Annotated in this window: 14 protein-coding genes; 1 reads left to right on the plus strand and 13 read right to left on the minus strand. The window is 67.5% G+C overall.

Annotated elements, in window-relative coordinates:
* Window positions 1-2: 2 nt before the first annotated feature.
* From AXW83_RS01715 to xdhA, 11 genes are all read right to left on the minus strand, one after another.
* Complete coding sequence (locus AXW83_RS01715) at window positions 3-752, minus strand: ABC transporter ATP-binding protein (protein WP_066610068.1); 750 nt, start codon at window positions 750-752, stop codon at window positions 3-5.
* The gene (locus tag AXW83_RS01720) at window positions 745-1,731 is read right to left on the minus strand and encodes a branched-chain amino acid ABC transporter permease (RefSeq protein WP_082766889.1); all 987 of its coding nucleotides are present in this window, start codon (window positions 1,729-1,731) and stop codon (window positions 745-747) included. The genes AXW83_RS01715 and AXW83_RS01720 overlap by 8 nt, the downstream gene beginning before the upstream one ends.
* Window positions 1,728-2,654 carry a branched-chain amino acid ABC transporter permease gene (locus AXW83_RS01725; RefSeq protein ID WP_066610069.1) on the minus strand — a complete coding sequence of 309 codons (927 nt, stop codon included), beginning with the start codon at window positions 2,652-2,654 and terminating at the stop codon, window positions 1,728-1,730. Before AXW83_RS01725 ends, AXW83_RS01720 begins: the two co-directional genes overlap by 4 nt.
* A 227-nt stretch (window positions 2,655-2,881) precedes the next feature.
* Window positions 2,882-4,051 carry an ABC transporter substrate-binding protein gene (locus AXW83_RS01730; protein WP_066610071.1) on the minus strand — a complete coding sequence of 390 codons (1,170 nt, stop codon included), beginning with the start codon at window positions 4,049-4,051 and terminating at the stop codon, window positions 2,882-2,884.
* A gap of 285 nt (window positions 4,052-4,336) precedes the next feature.
* Entirely contained in the window at window positions 4,337-5,416 is a 1,080-nt protein-coding gene (locus AXW83_RS01735) for a BMP family ABC transporter substrate-binding protein (protein WP_066610073.1), read from the minus strand.
* Window positions 5,417-5,447: 31 nt separating this feature from the next.
* On the minus strand, window positions 5,448-6,359 hold the full coding sequence (locus tag AXW83_RS01740; protein ID WP_066619637.1) for an ABC transporter permease: 912 nt from the start codon (window positions 6,357-6,359) through the stop codon (window positions 5,448-5,450).
* A gap of 181 nt (window positions 6,360-6,540) precedes the next feature.
* On the minus strand, window positions 6,541-7,605 hold the full coding sequence (locus AXW83_RS01745) for an ABC transporter permease (protein WP_066610075.1): 1,065 nt from the start codon (window positions 7,603-7,605) through the stop codon (window positions 6,541-6,543).
* Window positions 7,598-9,127, minus strand: coding sequence for an ABC transporter ATP-binding protein (locus AXW83_RS01750; protein ID WP_066610081.1), 1,530 nt, complete (start codon window positions 9,125-9,127; stop codon window positions 7,598-7,600). Before AXW83_RS01750 ends, AXW83_RS01745 begins: the two co-directional genes overlap by 8 nt.
* Entirely contained in the window at window positions 9,124-9,972 is an 849-nt protein-coding gene (xdhC, locus tag AXW83_RS01755; protein WP_066610083.1) for a xanthine dehydrogenase accessory protein XdhC, read from the minus strand. Before xdhC ends, AXW83_RS01750 begins: the two co-directional genes overlap by 4 nt.
* A 280-nt stretch (window positions 9,973-10,252) precedes the next feature.
* Window positions 10,253-12,613, minus strand: a complete 2,361-nt coding sequence (gene xdhB, locus AXW83_RS01760; protein ID WP_066610084.1) for a xanthine dehydrogenase molybdopterin binding subunit — start codon at window positions 12,611-12,613, stop codon at window positions 10,253-10,255.
* Window positions 12,606-14,084, minus strand: a complete 1,479-nt coding sequence (gene xdhA, locus AXW83_RS01765; RefSeq protein WP_156639684.1) for a xanthine dehydrogenase small subunit — start codon at window positions 14,082-14,084, stop codon at window positions 12,606-12,608. The genes xdhB and xdhA overlap by 8 nt, the downstream gene beginning before the upstream one ends.
* 284 nt (window positions 14,085-14,368) lie before the next feature.
* On the opposite strand from xdhA, the gene guaD reads away from it, so the two are divergent.
* Window positions 14,369-15,691: a guanine deaminase gene (gene guaD / locus AXW83_RS01770; RefSeq protein ID WP_066610086.1), complete on the plus strand. Its 1,323-nt coding sequence runs from the start codon at window positions 14,369-14,371 to the stop codon at window positions 15,689-15,691.
* Window positions 15,692-15,812: 121 nt separating this feature from the next.
* Here guaD and AXW83_RS01775 read toward each other — a convergent pair whose 3' ends face one another.
* Window positions 15,813-16,670, minus strand: coding sequence for a D-amino-acid transaminase (locus tag AXW83_RS01775; protein WP_066610087.1), 858 nt, complete (start codon window positions 16,668-16,670; stop codon window positions 15,813-15,815).
* Between the two features lie 113 nt (window positions 16,671-16,783).
* On the minus strand, window positions 16,784-17,950 hold the full coding sequence (locus tag AXW83_RS01780) for an alpha/beta hydrolase family protein (protein ID WP_066610089.1): 1,167 nt from the start codon (window positions 17,948-17,950) through the stop codon (window positions 16,784-16,786).
* Between the last annotated feature and the right edge of the window lies 1 nt (window position 17,951).

Below are 17,951 nucleotides of genomic sequence, written 5' to 3' on the forward strand. Positions count from 1 at the left end.
CATCACCCCTCCTCGCCGAGATAGGCTTCGCGCACGGCCGGATCGGCCCGCACCGTCGCCGGATCGCCCGAGGCGATGACCCGGCCATAGACCAGCACCGTCACCGTGTCGGCGAGTGCGAACACGGCTTCCATATCGTGCTCGACCAGCAGCATGGCATAGCGGCCCTTCAGGCTCTTGAGCAGCTCGATCAGCCGCTCGCCCTCCTCGCGGCCGACCCCGGCCAGCGGCTCGTCGAGCAGGATCGCGGCAGGCTCCAGCGTCAGCGCCATGGCGATCTCGAGCGCGCGCTTCTCGCCATGCGAGAGCCGGCCGGCGAGCACATGGGCACGCGACGCCAGCCCGACGGACTCGATCGCGGCCCAGGCCGGCCGGTTCAGCGCCTCGTCGCGCGCCGCGTTGCGAAACAGCGCGAGCGGCGAAGGCGCCCGCGCCTGGACGCTGAGCGCGACATTCTCCAGCACCGAAAGCGATGCGATCGTCGAGGTGATCTGGAAGGTGCGCGCCAATCCGGCCCGCGCGCGCTTTTCCGGCGAGAAGGCGGTGATGTCGGTCCCGCGAAACCGCACCTCTCCGGCGTCGGGCCGCAGCATCCCCGAAATCTGGTGGACGAGCGTCGTCTTTCCGGCGCCGTTGGGGCCGATCAGCGCATGAAGTTCGCCCGGCGCCACCGACAAACTGACGCCGTCGGTGACCTTCAGCGCGCCGAAGGCCTTGCGGACACCGGAGAGGGCGAGCACCGGCTCAGCCATCGCTGCGCCCGCCGAGCTTGCCCATGATGCCGACGAGGCCGCCGCGGGTGAACAGCACGAACAGCACGATCATCGGCCCGAAGATCACGCGCCAATGCTCGGTCCAGTGCGACAGCACCTCTTCCGCGAAAAGATAGGTCAGTGCCCCGATGATCGCGCCGTGCAAGCTTCCGACGCCGCCGAGCACGACCATGAAGATCAACTCGCCCGAGCGCTGCCAGGACATGTAGGCGGGGCTGACGAACTCGGTCTGGTTGGCCAGCAGGAAGCCCGACAATCCGGCGATCATGCCGGAGATGATGTAGGCGATCAGCCGGATGCGCCCGACATCGTAGCCCGTCACCGTGACCCGCGTCGCGTTCTCCCGTGCCGCCCGCAGCACCCGCCCGAAGCGTGAGGCGACGATGACGCTGATCAGCGCGTAGCAGCCTGCCAGCGTCCCCAGCACAACGTAGAAGAAGCTCGTCCGGTTCGCGAACGGCTTGAAGCCGAGCAGCGTGCTGCGATCCGACAGCGTCAAGCCATCGTCGCCGCCATAGGCCGAGAGCGCCTGCGCCAGGAAGAACGCCATCTGCCCGAAGGCGAGCGTGATCATGATGAAGGCGACGCCCCGGGTCCGCAGCGAGACGGCCCCTGTGACGGCCGCGAAGACGGCGCACAGCAACAGGATCGCCGGCAGTGCCAGCAGGGCCTCGGTCTGCCCCTCCGTGATCATGATCCCGGTGACATAGGCGCCGATGCCGATGAAGGCGGCATGGCCGAAGGAGACCAGCCCGCCGACGCCCAGAATCAGGTCGAGCGACAGCGCCGCGATCGCAAAAATCATCGCCCTCGTCACCAGCGTCAGCCAATGCGCGGGCAGCCCGAGCGAGACGGCCAGCGGCAGCGCGGCGAGCAGGACGAACAGCACGATCGCGGTCAGCGGGCGACGCCTGCGCGCCGGCAAGGCCAGGGCCTGCGCATCGCCGAGCGTCCTCACGAGCGGCCCTTTGCGGGCAGCAGGCCCTCGGGCCGCACGAACAGCACGATCGCCATGACGAGATAGATCAGCATCGAGGAGAGCGCCGCACCCGTCGCCCGCGCCGAGGGTGCGCTCATGAACAGCCGTAGGAGGTCGTTCATGAAGGAGCGGCCGAGCGTGTCGACGAGGCCGACGATCAGCGCGCCGACGAAGGCGCCGCGGATCGAGCCGATCCCCCCGACCACGATGACGACGAAGGCGAGGATCAGCACCGTGTCGCCCATACCGGGTTCGACCGAGAGGATCGGCGCCGCCATCGCCCCGGCAAAGCCCGCCAGCATCGTCCCGAAGGCGAAGACGATCATGAACAGCTTGCGGATGTCGACGCCGAGCGCCGAGACCATGGCGGCATTGGAGGCGCCGGCCCGCAGCAGCATTCCCGTCCGCGTCTTCTCGACGATGAACCAGAGCAGCCCGCCGACCGCCAGCCCCGCCCCGATCAGCGCGAAACGGTAGGTCGGGTAGAGGATGCCATCCATCAGCCTGACCGAGCCGGAGAGGAATTCCGGCACCGGAACCGAGAGCGGAGCCGCGCCCCACACCATCTTGACCGCTTGGTTCAGCAGCAGGATCAGTCCGAAGGTCGCCAGAACCTGATCGAGATGATCGCGTTCGTAAAGATGGCGGAAGACGAGGAATTCGAGCGCCAGCCCGATCAGCAGGGCCGCCGCGAGCGCCAGCACCAACCCCAGCACGAAGCTGCCGGTCAGCGAAACGAAGGTGACTGCTAGATAGGCGCCGAGCATGTACTGCACGCCATGCGCCAGATTGATGAAGTCCATCACCCCGAACACGAGCGTCAGCCCAGCCGCGACCAGGAACAGCAGGATGCCGAACTGGAGCCCGTTAAGAGTCTGGACGATGAGGAGGCTGGTGGTCATGGCGGATGGGTTCGCGCACCGTATCGGGAAAGGGCTCCCCTTCTCCCCTTGCGGGAGAAGGTGGCCGCGCAGCGGCCGGATGAGGGGTTGCCGTGCGCTCTCTGGTTGGCGGGGCGTCGCTCTCACCGGCTCAACCTGTGCGACCCCTCATCCGTCTCGGCGCGATCGCGCCGAGCCACCTTCTCCCGCAAGGGGAGAAGGGGAGCGCAGCGCTCTACGCCGAAGCCTCACTTCAGCGGGCAATCCTTCGCGTGCGGATCGGCATAGTCCGTGAACACCTTCTGGGCGATCTCGGTCTGGAACTTGCCGTCCGGCCGCTTCGCGACCTTCACCAGATAGAAGTCCTGGATCGGGAAGCCGTTGGTGTTGAACTTGAACTTGCCGCGCAGCGAGGTGAAGTCGGCCTTCTTGATCGCGGCGCGCAGCTTGTCCTTGTCGCCCGTGCCGCCGGCCGCCTTGACCGCGGAGTCGATCAGCATGGCGGCGTCGTAGGCCTGCTGGGCATAGGAGCCCGGCACGATCTTGTAGGCCGCCTCATAGGCCGTGACGAAGGCCTTGGTCTGCGGGTTGTCCATGTTCGGCGCCCAGGTCATGCCGCCGAACAGGCCGACGGCAGCGTCCTGCTGTGCCGGCAGCGTCGATTCATCGACGGTGAAGGCCGAGAGGAACGGAATCTTGCCCTGAAGGCCTGCCTGCGACCACTGCTTGACGAAATTGACGCCGAGCCCGCCGGGAAGGAAGGCGAAGACCACGTCGGGCTTGGTCGAGGCGATCTTGGCGAGGTCGGAGGCGAAGTCCATGGAGGTCAGCGGCGCATAGACCTCGTCGACGATCTCGCCCTTGAAGTAGTTCTTGAAGCCGGCGAGCGAGTCCTTCCCGGCCTGGTAGTTCGGCGCGATGATGTAGGCGCGCTTGTAGCCCTGGTCCTGCGCGTATTTGCCCAGCACCTCATGGACCTGGTCGTTCTGGTAGGAGGTTACGAAGAAGTTCTGGTTGCAGGCCTTGCCGGCCATGGTCGAAGGGCCGGCGTTCGGCGAGATCAGGAAGGCGCCCGAATCCAGCACCGGCTTGGCGATGGCGCCGAGGATGTTGGAGAACACCGGGCCGACGACGAAGTCGACCTTGCTGCCCTCGACGAAGCTGCGGACCTTGCCGACCGCGACGTCGGGCTTCAGTTCGTCGTCGATCACGGTGATCTGCACGGGCACGCCGCCGAGCTTGCCGCCGTTCTTGTCGACCGCGAGCTGGAAGCCGTCGCGGACCTGCTGGCCGAGCGCGGCTGCCGGGCCGGTCAGCACGCTGACGACGCCGATCTTGATCGGCTCCTGGGCCTGGGCGCTGCCGGCGGCGAGCGCGAGCAGGCCGGCACCGAGTGAAAGCGCGAACTTGGATGTCATGTCGAATGTCCTCCCGGGACGAGCGAGAAAGCGGCAGCGCGGCGGGGGTCCCTCAACCTCCCGGGCCACGCGATGAGGCCATATTGTTTCAAGCTTAAAATATCTGCAAGGGGTTCTTGGGCAAGAAATTTCGGGTTCCCGCCCGATGTCATTCCGAGGCCCGGCAACGCCGGGAACCCGGAACCCACGACCGGGCGAGACATCCATCAGCCCGGACGAAAACATTCACCCGGTCGTGGGTTCCGGGTTCTTAGCTTCGCGAAGCCCCGGAATGACAGTGGTGCGTCACGCCTGCACACCGTCCACATACCAGTCCATCTTGGACATGATCTCGTCGGAGGCTTTTTCCCCGGCCTTGACCCGGACGACGCCCTTCTGGTCCTTCAGTTCGCCGGTGAAGGGATGCAGCGTGCCTGCCACGATCCCCTTCGTCACCTCGTCGGCGGCAGCCCGCGCGGCCGGCGTCACCGCGTCGTTATAAGGCGCGATCTTGACGAAGCCGTCCTTGATGCCGCCCCAGACGTCGCCCGACTTCCACTGGCCGTCCATGACCTCCTTGACGCGCTTGATGTAATAGCCCGACCAGTCGTCCACGATCGCCGAGAGATGAGCCTTGGGCGCGAACGCCTTCATGTCCGAGGCCTGGCCGAAGGCAAAGACGCCGCGCTGCTCGGCCGCCTGCAGGGCCGCGGCTGAATCGGTATGCTGGGTGATCATGTCGGCGCCCTGGTCGATCAGAGCCTTGGCGGCGTCGGCCTCCTTGGCAGGGTCGTACCAGGTCGAGGCCCAGATCACCTTGGTCTTGAAGTTGGGGTTCACCTTCTGCGCCGCCAGCGTGAAGGCGTTGATGCCCATCACCACCTCGGGGATCGGGAAGGAGGCGATGTAGCCGGCCTGACCCGATTTCGACATGTGACCGGCGATGGTGCCGATCACGGCCCGGCCCTCATAGAAACGGGCATTGTAGGTCGCGACGTTCTCGGCCCGCTGATAGCCTGTGGCGTGCTCGAAATGGATCTTCGGAAACTGCTTGGCGACCTGGATCGTCGGATTCATGAAGCCGAACGAGGTCGTGAAGATGATCTGGTTGCCGGCCTGCGCCAGCTGCCGGATGGCGCGCGCGGCGTCGGGCCCCTCGGCGACGTTCTCGATGAAGCTCGTCTTGATCTTGGCGCCGAACTCCTTCTCCAGCGCCAGCCGCCCCTGGTCGTGCGTCCAGGTCCAGCCATGGTCGCCGACCGGACCGACATAGATGAAGCCGACGCCGAGCGGCGCCTGCGCCGAGGCGCCGCCGATCAGCGGAAGCGTTGCGGCCGCCGCGCCGGCGCCGAAGTTGAACCTGCGGCGGGTGATGATGGATGTCATGCTCGTGGTCTCCCGTGTGGTGGTGGCGGCGTCAGGACGCCGAGAAGGGTTTGCCGAGGCAGGCCGGCGCATCGAGCCGGCCGCTCTTTCGTCCAAGCGACATCATGGTCAGAACCGCGATCGTCGCAAGATAGGGCGCCATCGCCAGGAACTCGGGCGCAAGCCATGTCACGCCCGCGGCCTTCGCCTGGAGCTCCAGCGTCATCACCGCGCCGAAGAGATAGGCCCCCAGCAGCAGCCGTCCGGGCCGCCACGCCGCGAAGACGACGAGCGCCAGCGCGATCCAGCCGCGGCCGGCTGTCAACCGGTCGGCCCACATCGGCGTCAGCGCCAGCGAGAAATAGGCCCCGCCCAGTCCCGCCAGCGCGCCGCCGAAGGCGATCGCGCCATAGCGGATGCCGATCACCGGATAGCCGATCGCATGGGCGGAGCCGTCGTTTTCGCCAACCGCCCGCAGGATCAGCCCCGGTCGCGTCCTGCGCAGGAACAGGCTGACCGCCAGGACGAGCAGAAGCGAGAGATAGACGACGATGTCGTGGCCGAACATGGCGCGAAGCAAAGGATGGCCCGACAGAGCCTCGGGAAACACCGGCCCGAGCCGCGCGATGGTGCGCCCGACGAAGCCGGCCCCGATCAGCGACGACGCGCCGATACCGAAGATCGTCAGCGCCAGACCGGTCGCGACCTGGTTTGCGGTCAGCGACAGCGTCAGGACGGCGAAGACCATCGCGGTGGCGACGCCGGCAAGCGCCGCTGCCACGAGCCCGAGCCCCGTGCTGCCGGTGCTGTAGGCGACGGCGAAGCCTGCGACCGCGCCGCACAGCATCATGCCCTCGACGCCGAGATTGAGCACGCCCGACTTCTCGACGACGAGCTCGCCCAGCGCTGCGAGCAGGATCGGCGTCGAGGCCGCAACGAGGGTCATCAGAATGGAAACGAGCATGGCGGAGGTCATGGTGCGCCCTCTGTCATTCCGGGGCGCGCCAGAGGCGCGAACCCGGAACCCACGACCGAGTAATCGCGCCGTCCTGCCTCTTGCCCGGTCGCGAGGTCTCGCCCGGTCGTGGGTTCCGGGTTCTTCGCTGCGCGAAGCCCCGGAATGACAAAGGAGGATGTCCGAATCCTCATGCCGCCCGCACCTTCCACCCGATGCGATACCGCACCAGCACATCCGTCGCGAGCAGCACGAACAGCAGCAGCGCCTGGAACATCCCCGTCGCCGCTTGCGGCAGCTTGACCGTGGTCTGCGCGATCTCGCCGCCGACATAGGTCGCCGCCAGCACAATCCCGCCGAAGACGATGCCGAGCGGGTTCAGCCGCCCGAGAAACGCAACGATGATCGCCGTGAAGCCATAGCCGGTCGGGAATTGCGGCGTCAGCTGGCCGAAGGGGCCGGCCGCCTCGAAGAGTCCCGCGAGCCCCGCAAGCCCGCCACCCGCCAGCAGCGAGGCCCAGGTCACGGCATTCGCGGAAAAGCCGCCATGGCGCGCGGCAGCGGGCGCGAGGCCGACGACCTTCACCGCATATCCCGCCGTCGTCTTTTCTATCACCAGCCATGCGACGATCGCGATGACGATCGCCAGCGGGATACCAAGATGGACCAGCGAGCCCTCGGCCATCGCCGGCAGCGTCTGGTCGGCACTGAACATCCGCGTCTGCGGGAAATTGAAGCCGTCGGGATCCTTCCACGGGCCGCGCACGAGATAATACAGGCCCTGCACCGCGACATAGGTCAGCATCAGGCTGGTCAGGATCTCGCTGACCTGCAGCTTCACACGCAGGAAAGCCGGGATCGCGGCCCAGGCCATGCCGCCCAGGATGCCGGCGACGGCCATGGCGGGCAAAATCCACCAGCCGGTCATGCCGTGCGTCGCCAGCGCTACTCCGGTGCCGGCGATCGCGCCCATGACGTATTGCCCTTCCGCCCCGATGTTCCAGACATTGGCGCGGAAGCCGATCGCGAGCCCTAGCGCGATCATCACCAGCGGGGCCGCCTTCACCCCGAGATCGGCCCAGCGCTGCGGCTCCAGGAACGGCGTCAGAAAAATGTCGCGCACGGCGTGGAAGCCGTCATAGCCCATCGCCGTGAACACGATCATGCCGATCAGCATGGTCAGCGCCACCGCGATCAGCGGGCTGGCATAGAGCATCAGCGTGCTCGGCTCGCGGCGGCGTCGCCACTCAAGCATGGGCTTGCGCCTCCTCGCCATGCACGCCGCCCATCATCAGGCCGATCTCGTCGATGCCGAGGCTCGCCACGTCGCGCGGGGCAGACAGCCTGCCCTCGTTGATCACGCAGAGCCGGTCGGCGAGCTCCAGCAACTCGTCGAGATCCTGCGAAATCACCACCACGGCCGAGCCTTTCGCCGCCAGATCGACCAGTTCCTGCCGGATCGCGGCGGCCGCGCCCGCATCCACGCCCCAGGTCGGCTGGCAGACGACGAGCACCGAGGGCGTCTGGCCGATTTCGCGGCCCATGATGAATTTCTGCAGATTGCCGCCCGAGAGCGAGCGAGCCAGCGCAGCCGGCCCGGTGGTGCGGACATCGAAGCGCTTGATCACAGCGTCGGCAAAGCGCTGCACGTCGCCCCGGCTGATGAAGCCGAGCGGCGCGAGCGGCAGGCGGTGGCGCGCCGTCAGCACGGCGTTGTCTGCCAGCGAAAAATCCGGCACGGCGGCATGGCCGTTGCGCTCCTCGGGCACGCAGGCGAGCCCGAGCGACCGGCGCGCGCCGGCGCCCTCCAGCCCGATCGCCTTGCCGTCGAGCAGGATCGCGCCCGGCGACCCTGCCAGCCGCTCGCCCGACAGCGCCGTCAGCAGCTCCGATTGCCCGTTCCCGGCGACGCCGGCGATGCCGAGAATTTCGCCGGCCCGCGCCGCGAATGTCACCTCCTCCAGATCGGTGCCGAAGGGCGGCTCGCCGTCGAGCGACAGCCCCTTGATCTCGAGTCGGACCGCGCCGGTCCCGCCGGCCGGCTTGCGTTCGATCTGGCGCAATTCCGCGCCGATCATCAGCTCGGCCATGCGCTTGGTGCTCTCGACCTTGGGATCGCAGGTCGCCACGACCTTGCCTCCGCGCAGGATCGTGGCCGCCTCGCACAGCGCTTTGATCTCGTGCAGCTTGTGCGAGATGTAGAGGATCGCGCAGCCCTCCGACGCGATCTGCCGCAGCGTCAGAAACAGCTTGTCGACCTCCTGCGGTGTCAGCACCGAGGTCGGCTCGTCCATGATCAGGAGCTTGGGCTTCTGCAGCAGGCAGCGCACGATCTCGATGCGCTGGCGCTCCCCCACCGAGAGCGTGTGGACCTCGCGCTCGGGGTCGAGTGGCAGCGAATAGCTGTCGAGGATTTTGGCGACGCGGGCCTTGAGTTCGTCGCGGTCGACCGCCTCGTCGAGCCCGAGCGCGATGTTCTCGATCACGGTCATCGCGTCGAACAGCGAGAAATGCTGGAAGACCATGCCGATGCCGAGCTTGCGCGCAGCCTTGGGCGAGGGGATCGCGACAGGCTGTCCGTCCCAGGCGATGGTGCCCTCGTCGGCCTGCTGCACGCCATAGATGATCTTGACCAGCGTCGACTTGCCGGCCCCGTTCTCGCCGAGCAGAGCGTGGATCTCGCCGGGCGCGACGCTGAGGCTGATATCTTCGTTCGCCTTCACGCCCGGAAAGCTCTTGGAGATATGCGCGAGCGCGAGGCGGGCAGGGGCGGTCATCGTCTCGTCGTTTCTCCCGCGTTGGAGCTTGCAGCCGCTACGCCATCCCGGCCAAGCAAGCTCCGCACCAGCTCGGCCGCCGTCAAGGCCGCTATCACTTCGGGGCGCTTGTCGGCGACATCGCCGCCGCCGATCGGGCAGGTCAGATGCGCCAGCGCCGCGCGCGTGCCGCCGGCGCGCAGGAAGCCAGATTCGAAGCGCGCGCGCTTGGTCGCCGAGCCGATCATGCCGACATAGGCCGCGTTGCCGCGCGCCAGTGCGGCCTCCGTCAGGCGGTAGTCGAGCGCATGGCTGTGCGTCAGCACGACAAAGGCGGCGCCCGGCGGCGCGGCCTCGACCGCTTCGACCGGATCGGCCATGCGGATGCAGGTCACGGCTGCCGGCAGTCCGTCCATCACACCGTCGCGGTCGTCGATCAGCGTGACGGAAAGGGGCAAGGGGCTGAGCGCCTGCGCCAGAGCCCGGCCGGTATGCCCCGCCCCGTAGATCAGCACCGTGGGCCGGGCGGCGGCCTCGGCCTTCTCGCGCGCTGCCTGCATGGCGAGATCGGCCTGCGTCGCCCGCCGGAGCGAGACCCGAACCCGCCCGCCGCAGCACTGCCCCATCTGCGGCCCGAGCGGGATGTCGAGGCTGCGCTCGCATGCGCACTCCGCCAGCATGGTGCGGGCGATGTCGATGCAGTGAAATTCAAGCTGCCCGCCGCCGATCGTGCCGGCGCTGGCCGAGGCACTGACGGCCATGGCTGCGCCGGTTTCACGGGGCGTTGAGCCTTCAGCCTGCGTCACGGCGACGAGGATGGCGCCGTCGGTGAGATGGCGCGCGAGGAAGGCGGAGAGGGGCGTCATGACCGCCTCGCGCGGCGCATGCCGGTGAAGCGCGGGGAACCCCTCTCCTGAAAGGAGAGGGGCAGGGGTGAGGTGACGGACGTAAGACCAGTTGCGCGCCCGTCTCGGCACGAGGCAGCGCAGAGGTCCCGGACATATCGGCGAAGGGCCTTCCCCTCACCCTGCTCTCTCCCTCCGGGAGAGGGTTCCCCGCGCCCGTCATTGCGAGCGCAGCGAAGCAATCCAGACGTGTGCGCGAGACCTCTGGATTGCTTCGCTTCGCTCGCAATGACGGAACGGTTCATAGCCCCGCCTCCGCCCGCACCCGCTCCACCGCCTCCAGCACCCGCTCCGGCGTCGCCGGCGTGTCGAGCCTCGGACAAACCCTGTGCCCGCCCACGCTCGCTACCGCGTCCGACAGCGCGTGCAGAACCGAGATCGCCAGCATCAGCGGCGGCTCCCCGACGGCCTTGGAGCGGTGGATCGTCGGCTCGCGGTTGGGTGCATTCTCCAGCAGTTCGACATTGAAGATGCGCGGCCGGTCCGAGGCCACCGGGATCTTGTAGGTCGAGGGCGCATGGGTCTTGAGCCGCCCCTTCTCATCCCAGACCAGCTCCTCGGTGGTCAGCCAGCCCATGCCCTGAATGAAGCCGCCCTCGATCTGGCCCTTGTCGATCGCGGGGTTCAGCGATGTCCCGCAATCATGCAGGATATCGACACGCTCGACCTTGTACTCCCCGGTCAGCGTGTCGATCGCGACTTCGGCTGCCGCCGCGCCATAGGCGAAATAATAGAACGGGTGGCCGCGCCCGGTCTTGCGGTCCCAGTGGATCTTCGGCGTGGCGTAAAAGCCCGTCGCCGAGAGCTGGGTGCGGGCCATGTAGGCGGCGGACACCAGTTCGGTAAAGCTCATCTCATGCGCGCCGACCCGCACCCGGCCGGGCAGAAACACGACGTCGCTCTCCGCGACGCTCCACTTCTTGACGGCAAAAGCGACGAGCCGCGCCTTGATCGTCTCGCAGGCATCGAGCGCCGCCATGCCGTTGAGGTCGGAACCCGAGGAGGCGGCGGTCGCCGAGGTGTTGGGCACCTTGCCGGTGGTTGTCGCGGTGATCTTGACCTGATCGAGCCCGATCCCGAAGGCCTGCGCCACCACCTGCGCCACCTTCACATAGAGCCCCTGGCCCATCTCGGTGCCGCCATGGTTCAGCATGACCGTGCCGTCGGTATAGACATGCACCAGCGCGCCTGCCTGGTTGAACCAGGTCGCGGTGAAGGAGATGCCGAACTTGACCGGCGTCAGCGCGATGCCGCGCTTGATGATCGGACTTTTGGCGTTGGCCTCGCGGATCGCCTGCTGTCGCGCGGTGTAGTCGCAACGACGCTCCAGCTCAGCCATCACCTCGCCGGCGATCATGTCCTCGACGGTCTGGTGATAGGGCGTGACGTCGCGTCCCGGCCCTTCACTGGAGGAACTGCCGCCATAGAGGTTGCGCCGGCGCACCTCCAGCGGGTCGAGCCCGGTCGCGAAGGCGACCTCCTCAATGAAGCGCTCGGCCCCGACCATGCCTTGGGGCCCGCCGAAGCCGCGAAAAGCGGTGTTGGAGACGGTGTTGGTCAGCAGGGGCTGGGAGACGGCCCGCACCGCCGGATAGAAATAGCAATTGTCCATGTGGAACAGCGCACGGTCGGTCACCGGCCCCGACAGATCGGCGTTCCAGCCGCAGCGCGCGCCATAGACCGCATCGACTGCCAGGATATGGCCGGCATCGTCGAAGCCGATCTCGTAGTCGCAGACGAAGTCGTGGCGCTTGCCGGTGATGATCATATCGTCGTCGCGGTCGGGCCTAAGCTTGACCGGCCGCTTCAGCGTGCGGGCGCTGAGCGCCGCCACGACGGCGAACAGGTTTGATTGCGTCTCCTTGCCGCCGAACCCGCCGCCCATGCGCCGAATCTCGACCGTCACTGCATGCGAACCGACGCCGAGTACGGCTGCGACCATGTGCTGGACTTCCGACGGATGCTGCGTCGAGGAGAGCACGGTCATGTCCTCGTCCTCGCCCGGAATGGCGAGCGCGATCTGGCTTTCCAGATAGAAATGGTCCTGGCCCCCGATCGCCATCGAGCCCCTGAGCCGGCGCGGGCTCGCGGCCATGGCAGCGGCGACGTCGCCGCGTTCGAGCGTCAGCGGATCGGTGACGAGCCCGCCGCCCGCCGCGCGTGCCGCCGCGACGTCGAGCACTGGCGCCTTCTCGTCATAGCAGGCCCTCGCCAGCAGGGCGGCGCGCCGCGCCTGGTCGCGTGTCTCTGCGACCACCGCGAAAAGCGGCTGGCCGTGATGCAGGATCGTCCCGGTCGCGAAAACCGGCTCGTCATGGCGATGCGTCGAGGAGATATCGTTGGCGCCTGGAATGTCGGCGGCGGTCAGGACGGCGAGAACGCCGGGCGCCGTGCGTACCGCATCGAGGTCGAGCGAGACCAGCCTGCCATGCGCGATGGTGCTCAGCCCGAGATAGGCGTGCACGAGTCCGGCGGGGCTCGCGACATCGTCGATATAGAGCGCCTCGCCCGCGACATGCTTGGCGGCAGAATCATGTGTGACGGCGGCGCCGACAAGGCCCGCCATGCTCGCCGGCTCCAGCCGCTTGCGCGCGTCAGCCATCGGCGGCCTCCACGAGCAGGCCGGCGACGCGGGTCTCGATGGTCGCGTCGGTGGTCTCGATCAGGAAGCGCCGCAGCAGGTTTCCGGCGACGGTCAGGCGATAGCGGGCCGAGGCGCGCATGTCCGAAAGCGGCGTGAAATCCTGGGGCAGGGCGGCGATGGCTGCAGCGACGGCGGCCTCGTCCCATGGCCGTCCGAGGAGCGCGGCCTCCGCTGCCTTGGCGCGCTTCGGGATGCCCGCCAAGCCGCCATAGGCGAGGCGAGCCTCTGCGATGGGGCCGGACGCGTCGAGCCTGACGAAGAACGCCCCGCACACCGCGGAAATATCCTCGTCGAAGCGTTTCGAGATTTTCGAGACGTGAAAGAGCGCACCCGCCGGCAGCTTCGGAACCAGCACCGCCTCGACGAATTCGCCCGGCTGCCGGTCCTGTTTGCGGTAGTCGAGGAAGAAACGTTCGAGCGGGATTTCGCGCCGTTCCGTTCCCTTGCGCAGCATCAGACGCGCGTCCAGCGCGATCAGCGCCGGCGGCAAATCGCCGATCGGCGAGCCGTTGGCGATGTTGCCGCCGATCGTGCCGGCATTGCGCACCTGCTCCCCGCCGAAACGGCGCATCAATTCGTCAAGTTGCGGTGAGAGTGCCGTCAGCGCGGTGCGGACATCGACGTGGTTCGCCATTGCGCCGAGGCGCAAATGGTCGCCTTCGTCGGCGATCTCGCGCAGGGCGGCGATGCGGCCGAGATAGATCACCGTCGCCGGCTGCTGCATGCCCTTGGTGACCCAAAGCCCGACATCGGTCGCGCCTGCCACCAGCGTCGCGTCGGGATGGGCGACGACAAGCTCGGCCAGCGACTCGACACTGCCCGGCGCAAGGAAACGCCGCATCCCGTCGCCCAGCGACAGCGTCTCGTCGCCGGCCATCGCGGCAAGCCGCCCGGCTGTCTCGGCGGCGTCCAGCGCAAGGCGGTCGCTCGCCCGTCCACCGCGTCGGTACATCGCCTGTGCCGCCTTGATGATCGGCTCGTAGCCGGTGCAGCGGCAGAGATTGCCCGCGAGCGCATCCTCGATGCGGGCCACGTCCGGCGCGTTCTCGTTCAGCCAGAGCGCTAGAAGCGACATCACGAAGCCCGGCGTGCAGAAGCCGCATTGCGAGCCATGGCAGTCCACCAGCGCCTGCTGAACGGGATGCAGTGCGCCGTCCGCGCCTTTCAGATGCTCGACAGTGAGCAGATGGCAGCCGTCCAATGTCGGCAGGAAGCGGATGCAGGCATTGATCGCCTCATAGCGCAGCCGGCCGCGATCGAGCCGCCCGACAACGACGGTGCAGGCACCGCAATCGCCCTCGGCGCAGCCCTCCTTGCTCCCGGTCAGGCGCCGGTCGAGCCTGAGCCAGTCGAGCACCGTCAGCGTCGGGTCGCAGGACGCGATCTCGACCGGTTCGGTTCCGAGGATGAAGCGCAGCGTGTCACGCATGCGAATGGGTTCCCGCGACGCCTGCACCAACCACCGCCGTCATACCGGACAAGCGGCAAAGCCGCGCCGATCCGGAATCCATCGCAGAGCACCGCGCCCTATGATGGATTCCGGGTCTCCGCTTCGCTGCGCCCGGAATGACGTCAGTGGTTCCAGCGCGAAACCGCCTTGCGCGATCGTGGCGTTCGTCCAAATCATGCCCGCAGATTAGGCATGTTCCAGGCTTGGCCGGAAGCGCTGATTTGGTGCAGATATGGCGTGAATTTGGGCCGGAGCCGAAAGCCTTGAGCGAAACGAAAGCCCTGACGGCCCTGCGCGGTCGCCTGCTCTGGTTCGTCGATGATCCTGAAGCGGCCGGCGACGCCGCTCATCGCTACATCGAGGACGGGCTGCTGCTGATCGAAGGCGGCCTGATCGCGGCGGTCGGCGAGGCCTCCGCGCTCCTGCCGACGCTGCCGGCAGGTACCCATGTCGCCGACCATCGCCCGCATCTGATCATGCCGGGCTTCATCGACGCGCATCTGCACATGCCCCAGACCCAGGTGATTGCCTCCTATGGCGCGCAGCTGATGGACTGGCTGAACCGATACACCTTCGTCGAGGAGCAGAAGCTCGGCCAGCAGGGCCATGCCGAAAAGCTCGCCACCTTCCTGCTCGACGAATTGCTGGCGAACGGCACCACGACGGCAGTCGCCTTCTGCTCGGTTCATCCGCAATCGGCCGAAGCCTTCTTCACCGAATCCGAGCGCCGCAACACCCGCATGGTCGCCGGCAAGGTGATGATGGACCGTAACGCGCCCGAGGCGCTGACCGATACCCCCGAAAGCGGCTATTCCGACAGCAAGGCGCTGATCGAGCGCTGGCACGGACGGGGCCGCCAGCGTTACGCGATCAGCCCGCGCTTCGCGATCACCTCGACGCCGGAGCAGCTTGCGGCCGCCGGGCGGCTGGCGGCGGAACATCCCGACTGCCACGTCCAGACCCATATCAACGAGAACCAGGCCGAGATCGCCTTTGCCCGCGAACTCTATCCCGAGTCCGCCGACTACACCGGCATCTACGAAGATTTCGGTCTGCTCGGACGCAACAGCCTGATGGGCCACTGCATCCACATGACCAAGCGCGAATGGCGCGCTTTTGCGCAAGCCCGCGCCGTGGCGGTGTTCTGCCCGACCTCGAACCTGTTTCTAGGCTCTGGGCTCTTCGACTGGGCCCGCGCCCGCCACGAGGGCGTGCGCGTCGCGGTCGCGACCGATATCGGCGGCGGCACCTCCTACTCGATGCTGCGAACCATGGCCGAGGCCTACAAGGTGCTGCAATTGCAGGGGCAGTCGCTCAGCGCGCTGGCGGCGCTCCACGCCATCACGCGCGGCAACGCAATGGCTATCGGCCTCGACCACCTCATCGGCTCGCTGGAAACCGGCCACGAGGCCGATGTCGTGGTGCTCGATCCCGCCGCGACGCGGGCGATGGCGCACCGGCTGGAAACGGCGCGCGATCTGGCCGAGGAGTTGTTCGTGCTGGTCACGCTGGGCGACGCCAGCAATATCGTCGCGACCTATGTGATGGGCGCTCCCGTCATTCCGGGGCAAGCGCGAAGCGCTTGAGCCCGGAACCCATAGCCACTGCGCTTCGGGCGGAAAACTCTAACGCAGGTCCCTGGCTACCGGGCGACGGTGCGTATGGGTTCCGGCTCTTGGCTGCGCCAAGCCCCGGAATGACGCCGGTTCAGCCCAGAACCCCGCCCTTCCTGGCGAAATCGAGATAGATCTCGCGCAGCCGAAGCGCGGCCGGTCCTGGCGCGCCGTTGTGGATCGTGTGGCCGTCGATCGAGACCACCGGCATGACGAGACTGGTGGCGGAGGTGATGAAGGCCTCTTCCGCGTCGAGTGCTTCGCTCAGGGTGAACTCGCGCTCCTCGAAGGCGTAGCCGGACTCGGAGAGATAGGCGAGGACGGCCTTGCGCGTGATGCCCGGCAGCACCTTCTGCGACAACGGCCGCGAGATCAGCGTCTTGCCCTTGACGATCCAGGCGGTCGAGGAAGCGCCCTCGGTGACGACGTCGCCCTCCAGCATCCAGGTCTCGGCCGCGCCGTTCTCGGCCGCGAACTGCTTGGCCAGCACCTGCGCCAGCAGAGCCACGCTCTTGATGTCGCGGCGCGCCCAGCGGATGTCGGGGCAGGTCACCACCTTGATGCCGGTCCTGGCCGCCGGAGCCGAACTCATGTTGCGCTCTTGGGTAAACATCACCAGCGTCGGGGCGATATCCTTCGGGAAGGCGAAATCGCGATCGGTCGCGCCACGCGTCACCTGCAGGTAGACGCCGCCCTCGTCGACCGCGTTGCGCGCGATCAGCTCCTCATGGATCGCGATCAGCTCGGCTTTCGACCAGGGCAAGGGTAGCTTGATCTCGCCGCAGGAGCGTTCGAGCCGGGCAAGATGCGCCTCGCAATCGACCAGCTTGCCGCCGAGCACCGCTGAGACCTCGTAGATGCCGTCGGCGAAGATGAAGCCACGGTCGAAGATCGAGATCCTGGCGTCTTCCTCGGGGAGGTATTCGCCATTGACGTAGACAGTGCGGCTCATGGATCGGGGCTCTCGCAAGGCAGGGGCAGGGGAGATCAGGATGGGTTTTCTTCGTAGCCGAGCCCTTCCAGCGATGCGAGCCCTTCCGAACGGCTTCGTCGCTGCGCGCGGCGCTATTCCGGCAGCATCGGCCTGTCGTTTTCGAAGGCGACGACGCAATCAGGCGCGGCCTTCTTGCACTCGCGCAGCGCATTCTCGCGGGCCAATTCGAGACTATCGGTGCCGAACCAGTAGCGGAAATGCTTTGTCGAGGGGCTCAGCGCCATCGCCTTTTCGCCGGGCGCGGCGAAATAGCGCTCGAACGTCCCCGCCCGCGCCGTCAGCCCGAGCTTGGCAAAGCGCAGCCGCGCTTGCGCTGGCGACCATGTCGGCAGTTTCCAGGCGCGCAGCGAGGCGTCCATTTCGGCGAGCCAGACATAGCGCGCCTGCCCGTTGCGGAAGATCAGGTGCCCGCGCGGCTTGATCTCGGGCAGTTCGACGAAGCGGACATCGCCTCCCGCATCGAGCGCCGCCGCCCGCATCCGGTCGACCAGAGGCGGCGGGAAGAGTTCGTCGTTCTTGGCATAGACCCAGAGCTGAGGCACGCCGCTCGCGGCCTGAAAGCCCTTCACGGTCGAAACCAGCGCGTCGCGGCCCTTCTCGGTGCACTCTTCGAGGTTCAGGCCGCCCGCGACATTGATCACGCCGCGCAAACCGGCGGGCTTGCGCCGTGCCAGCGCCAGGACGGCCGCCCCACCGGCGGATTCGCCGAGCGCGATGGCCCGCTCGGGATCGACGTCGGGGCGCTGCTGGAGGGTTCGCAAGGCCTCGATCAGTTCGTCGGCGTCCCCGTTGAACTGGGTCGTCAGATCGGGATTGGCGCAGGAGGCGGCGGCCGGGAACGGCCCGTCCGACTGGCCGAAACCGCGCCGCATCACCACCGCCGCGAGCCAGCCGCGGCGGGCGAGATCGCGCGCCACCGTCGCATAGGAGGCCGCGCGCAGATCGCCCATGCTGATGTGGCTGGCCGATTTGCCATGCGTGATCAGGGCCAGCGGCAGCTTCCCGGCCGCCGCGGCCGGCCGCACGATCAGCGCCTCCAGCCGAACGTCGCGACCGCCGAGCTTGATGCGCAGGAAGGTGCTCTCCTCGCGCAGGGGCTCCTGCGCTCGCGAAGCGGTCGCGGCCATGGCAAGAAGGGCAAGGCCCAGCACGGCGAGACGGACAATCGAGGACAGGGATCGCTCCTGCGAGACATTCATCGGATGCCGATGATGGCAGAGCGGATGCCGCGTCGGCAAT

It is taken from the genome of Bosea sp. PAMC 26642 (assembly GCF_001562255.1).
Classification (GTDB): Bacteria; Pseudomonadota; Alphaproteobacteria; order Rhizobiales; family Beijerinckiaceae; genus Allobosea.

Coding starts and splice junctions, on each gene's coding strand:
- AXW83_RS01715 (WP_066610068.1), bottom strand. CDS start 752: ATGGCTGAGCCGGTGCTCGCCCTCTCCGGTGTCCGCAAGGCCTTCGGC.
- AXW83_RS01725 (WP_066610069.1), bottom strand. CDS start 2,654: ATGACCACCAGCCTCCTCATCGTCCAGACTCTTAACGGGCTCCAGTTC.
- AXW83_RS01730 (WP_066610071.1), bottom strand. CDS start 4,051: ATGACATCCAAGTTCGCGCTTTCACTCGGTGCCGGCCTGCTCGCGCTC.
- AXW83_RS01735 (WP_066610073.1), bottom strand. CDS start 5,416: ATGACATCCATCATCACCCGCCGCAGGTTCAACTTCGGCGCCGGCGCG.
- AXW83_RS01740 (WP_066619637.1), bottom strand. CDS start 6,359: ATGCTCGTTTCCATTCTGATGACCCTCGTTGCGGCCTCGACGCCGATC.
- AXW83_RS01745 (WP_066610075.1), bottom strand. CDS start 7,605: ATGCTTGAGTGGCGACGCCGCCGCGAGCCGAGCACGCTGATGCTCTAT.
- AXW83_RS01750 (WP_066610081.1), bottom strand. CDS start 9,127: ATGACCGCCCCTGCCCGCCTCGCGCTCGCGCATATCTCCAAGAGCTTT.
- xdhC (WP_066610083.1), bottom strand. CDS start 9,972: ATGACGCCCCTCTCCGCCTTCCTCGCGCGCCATCTCACCGACGGCGCC.
- xdhB (WP_066610084.1), bottom strand. CDS start 12,613: ATGGCTGACGCGCGCAAGCGGCTGGAGCCGGCGAGCATGGCGGGCCTT.
- xdhA (WP_156639684.1), bottom strand. CDS start 14,084: ATGCGTGACACGCTGCGCTTCATCCTCGGAACCGAACCGGTCGAGATC.
- AXW83_RS01775 (WP_066610087.1), bottom strand. CDS start 16,670: ATGAGCCGCACTGTCTACGTCAATGGCGAATACCTCCCCGAGGAAGAC.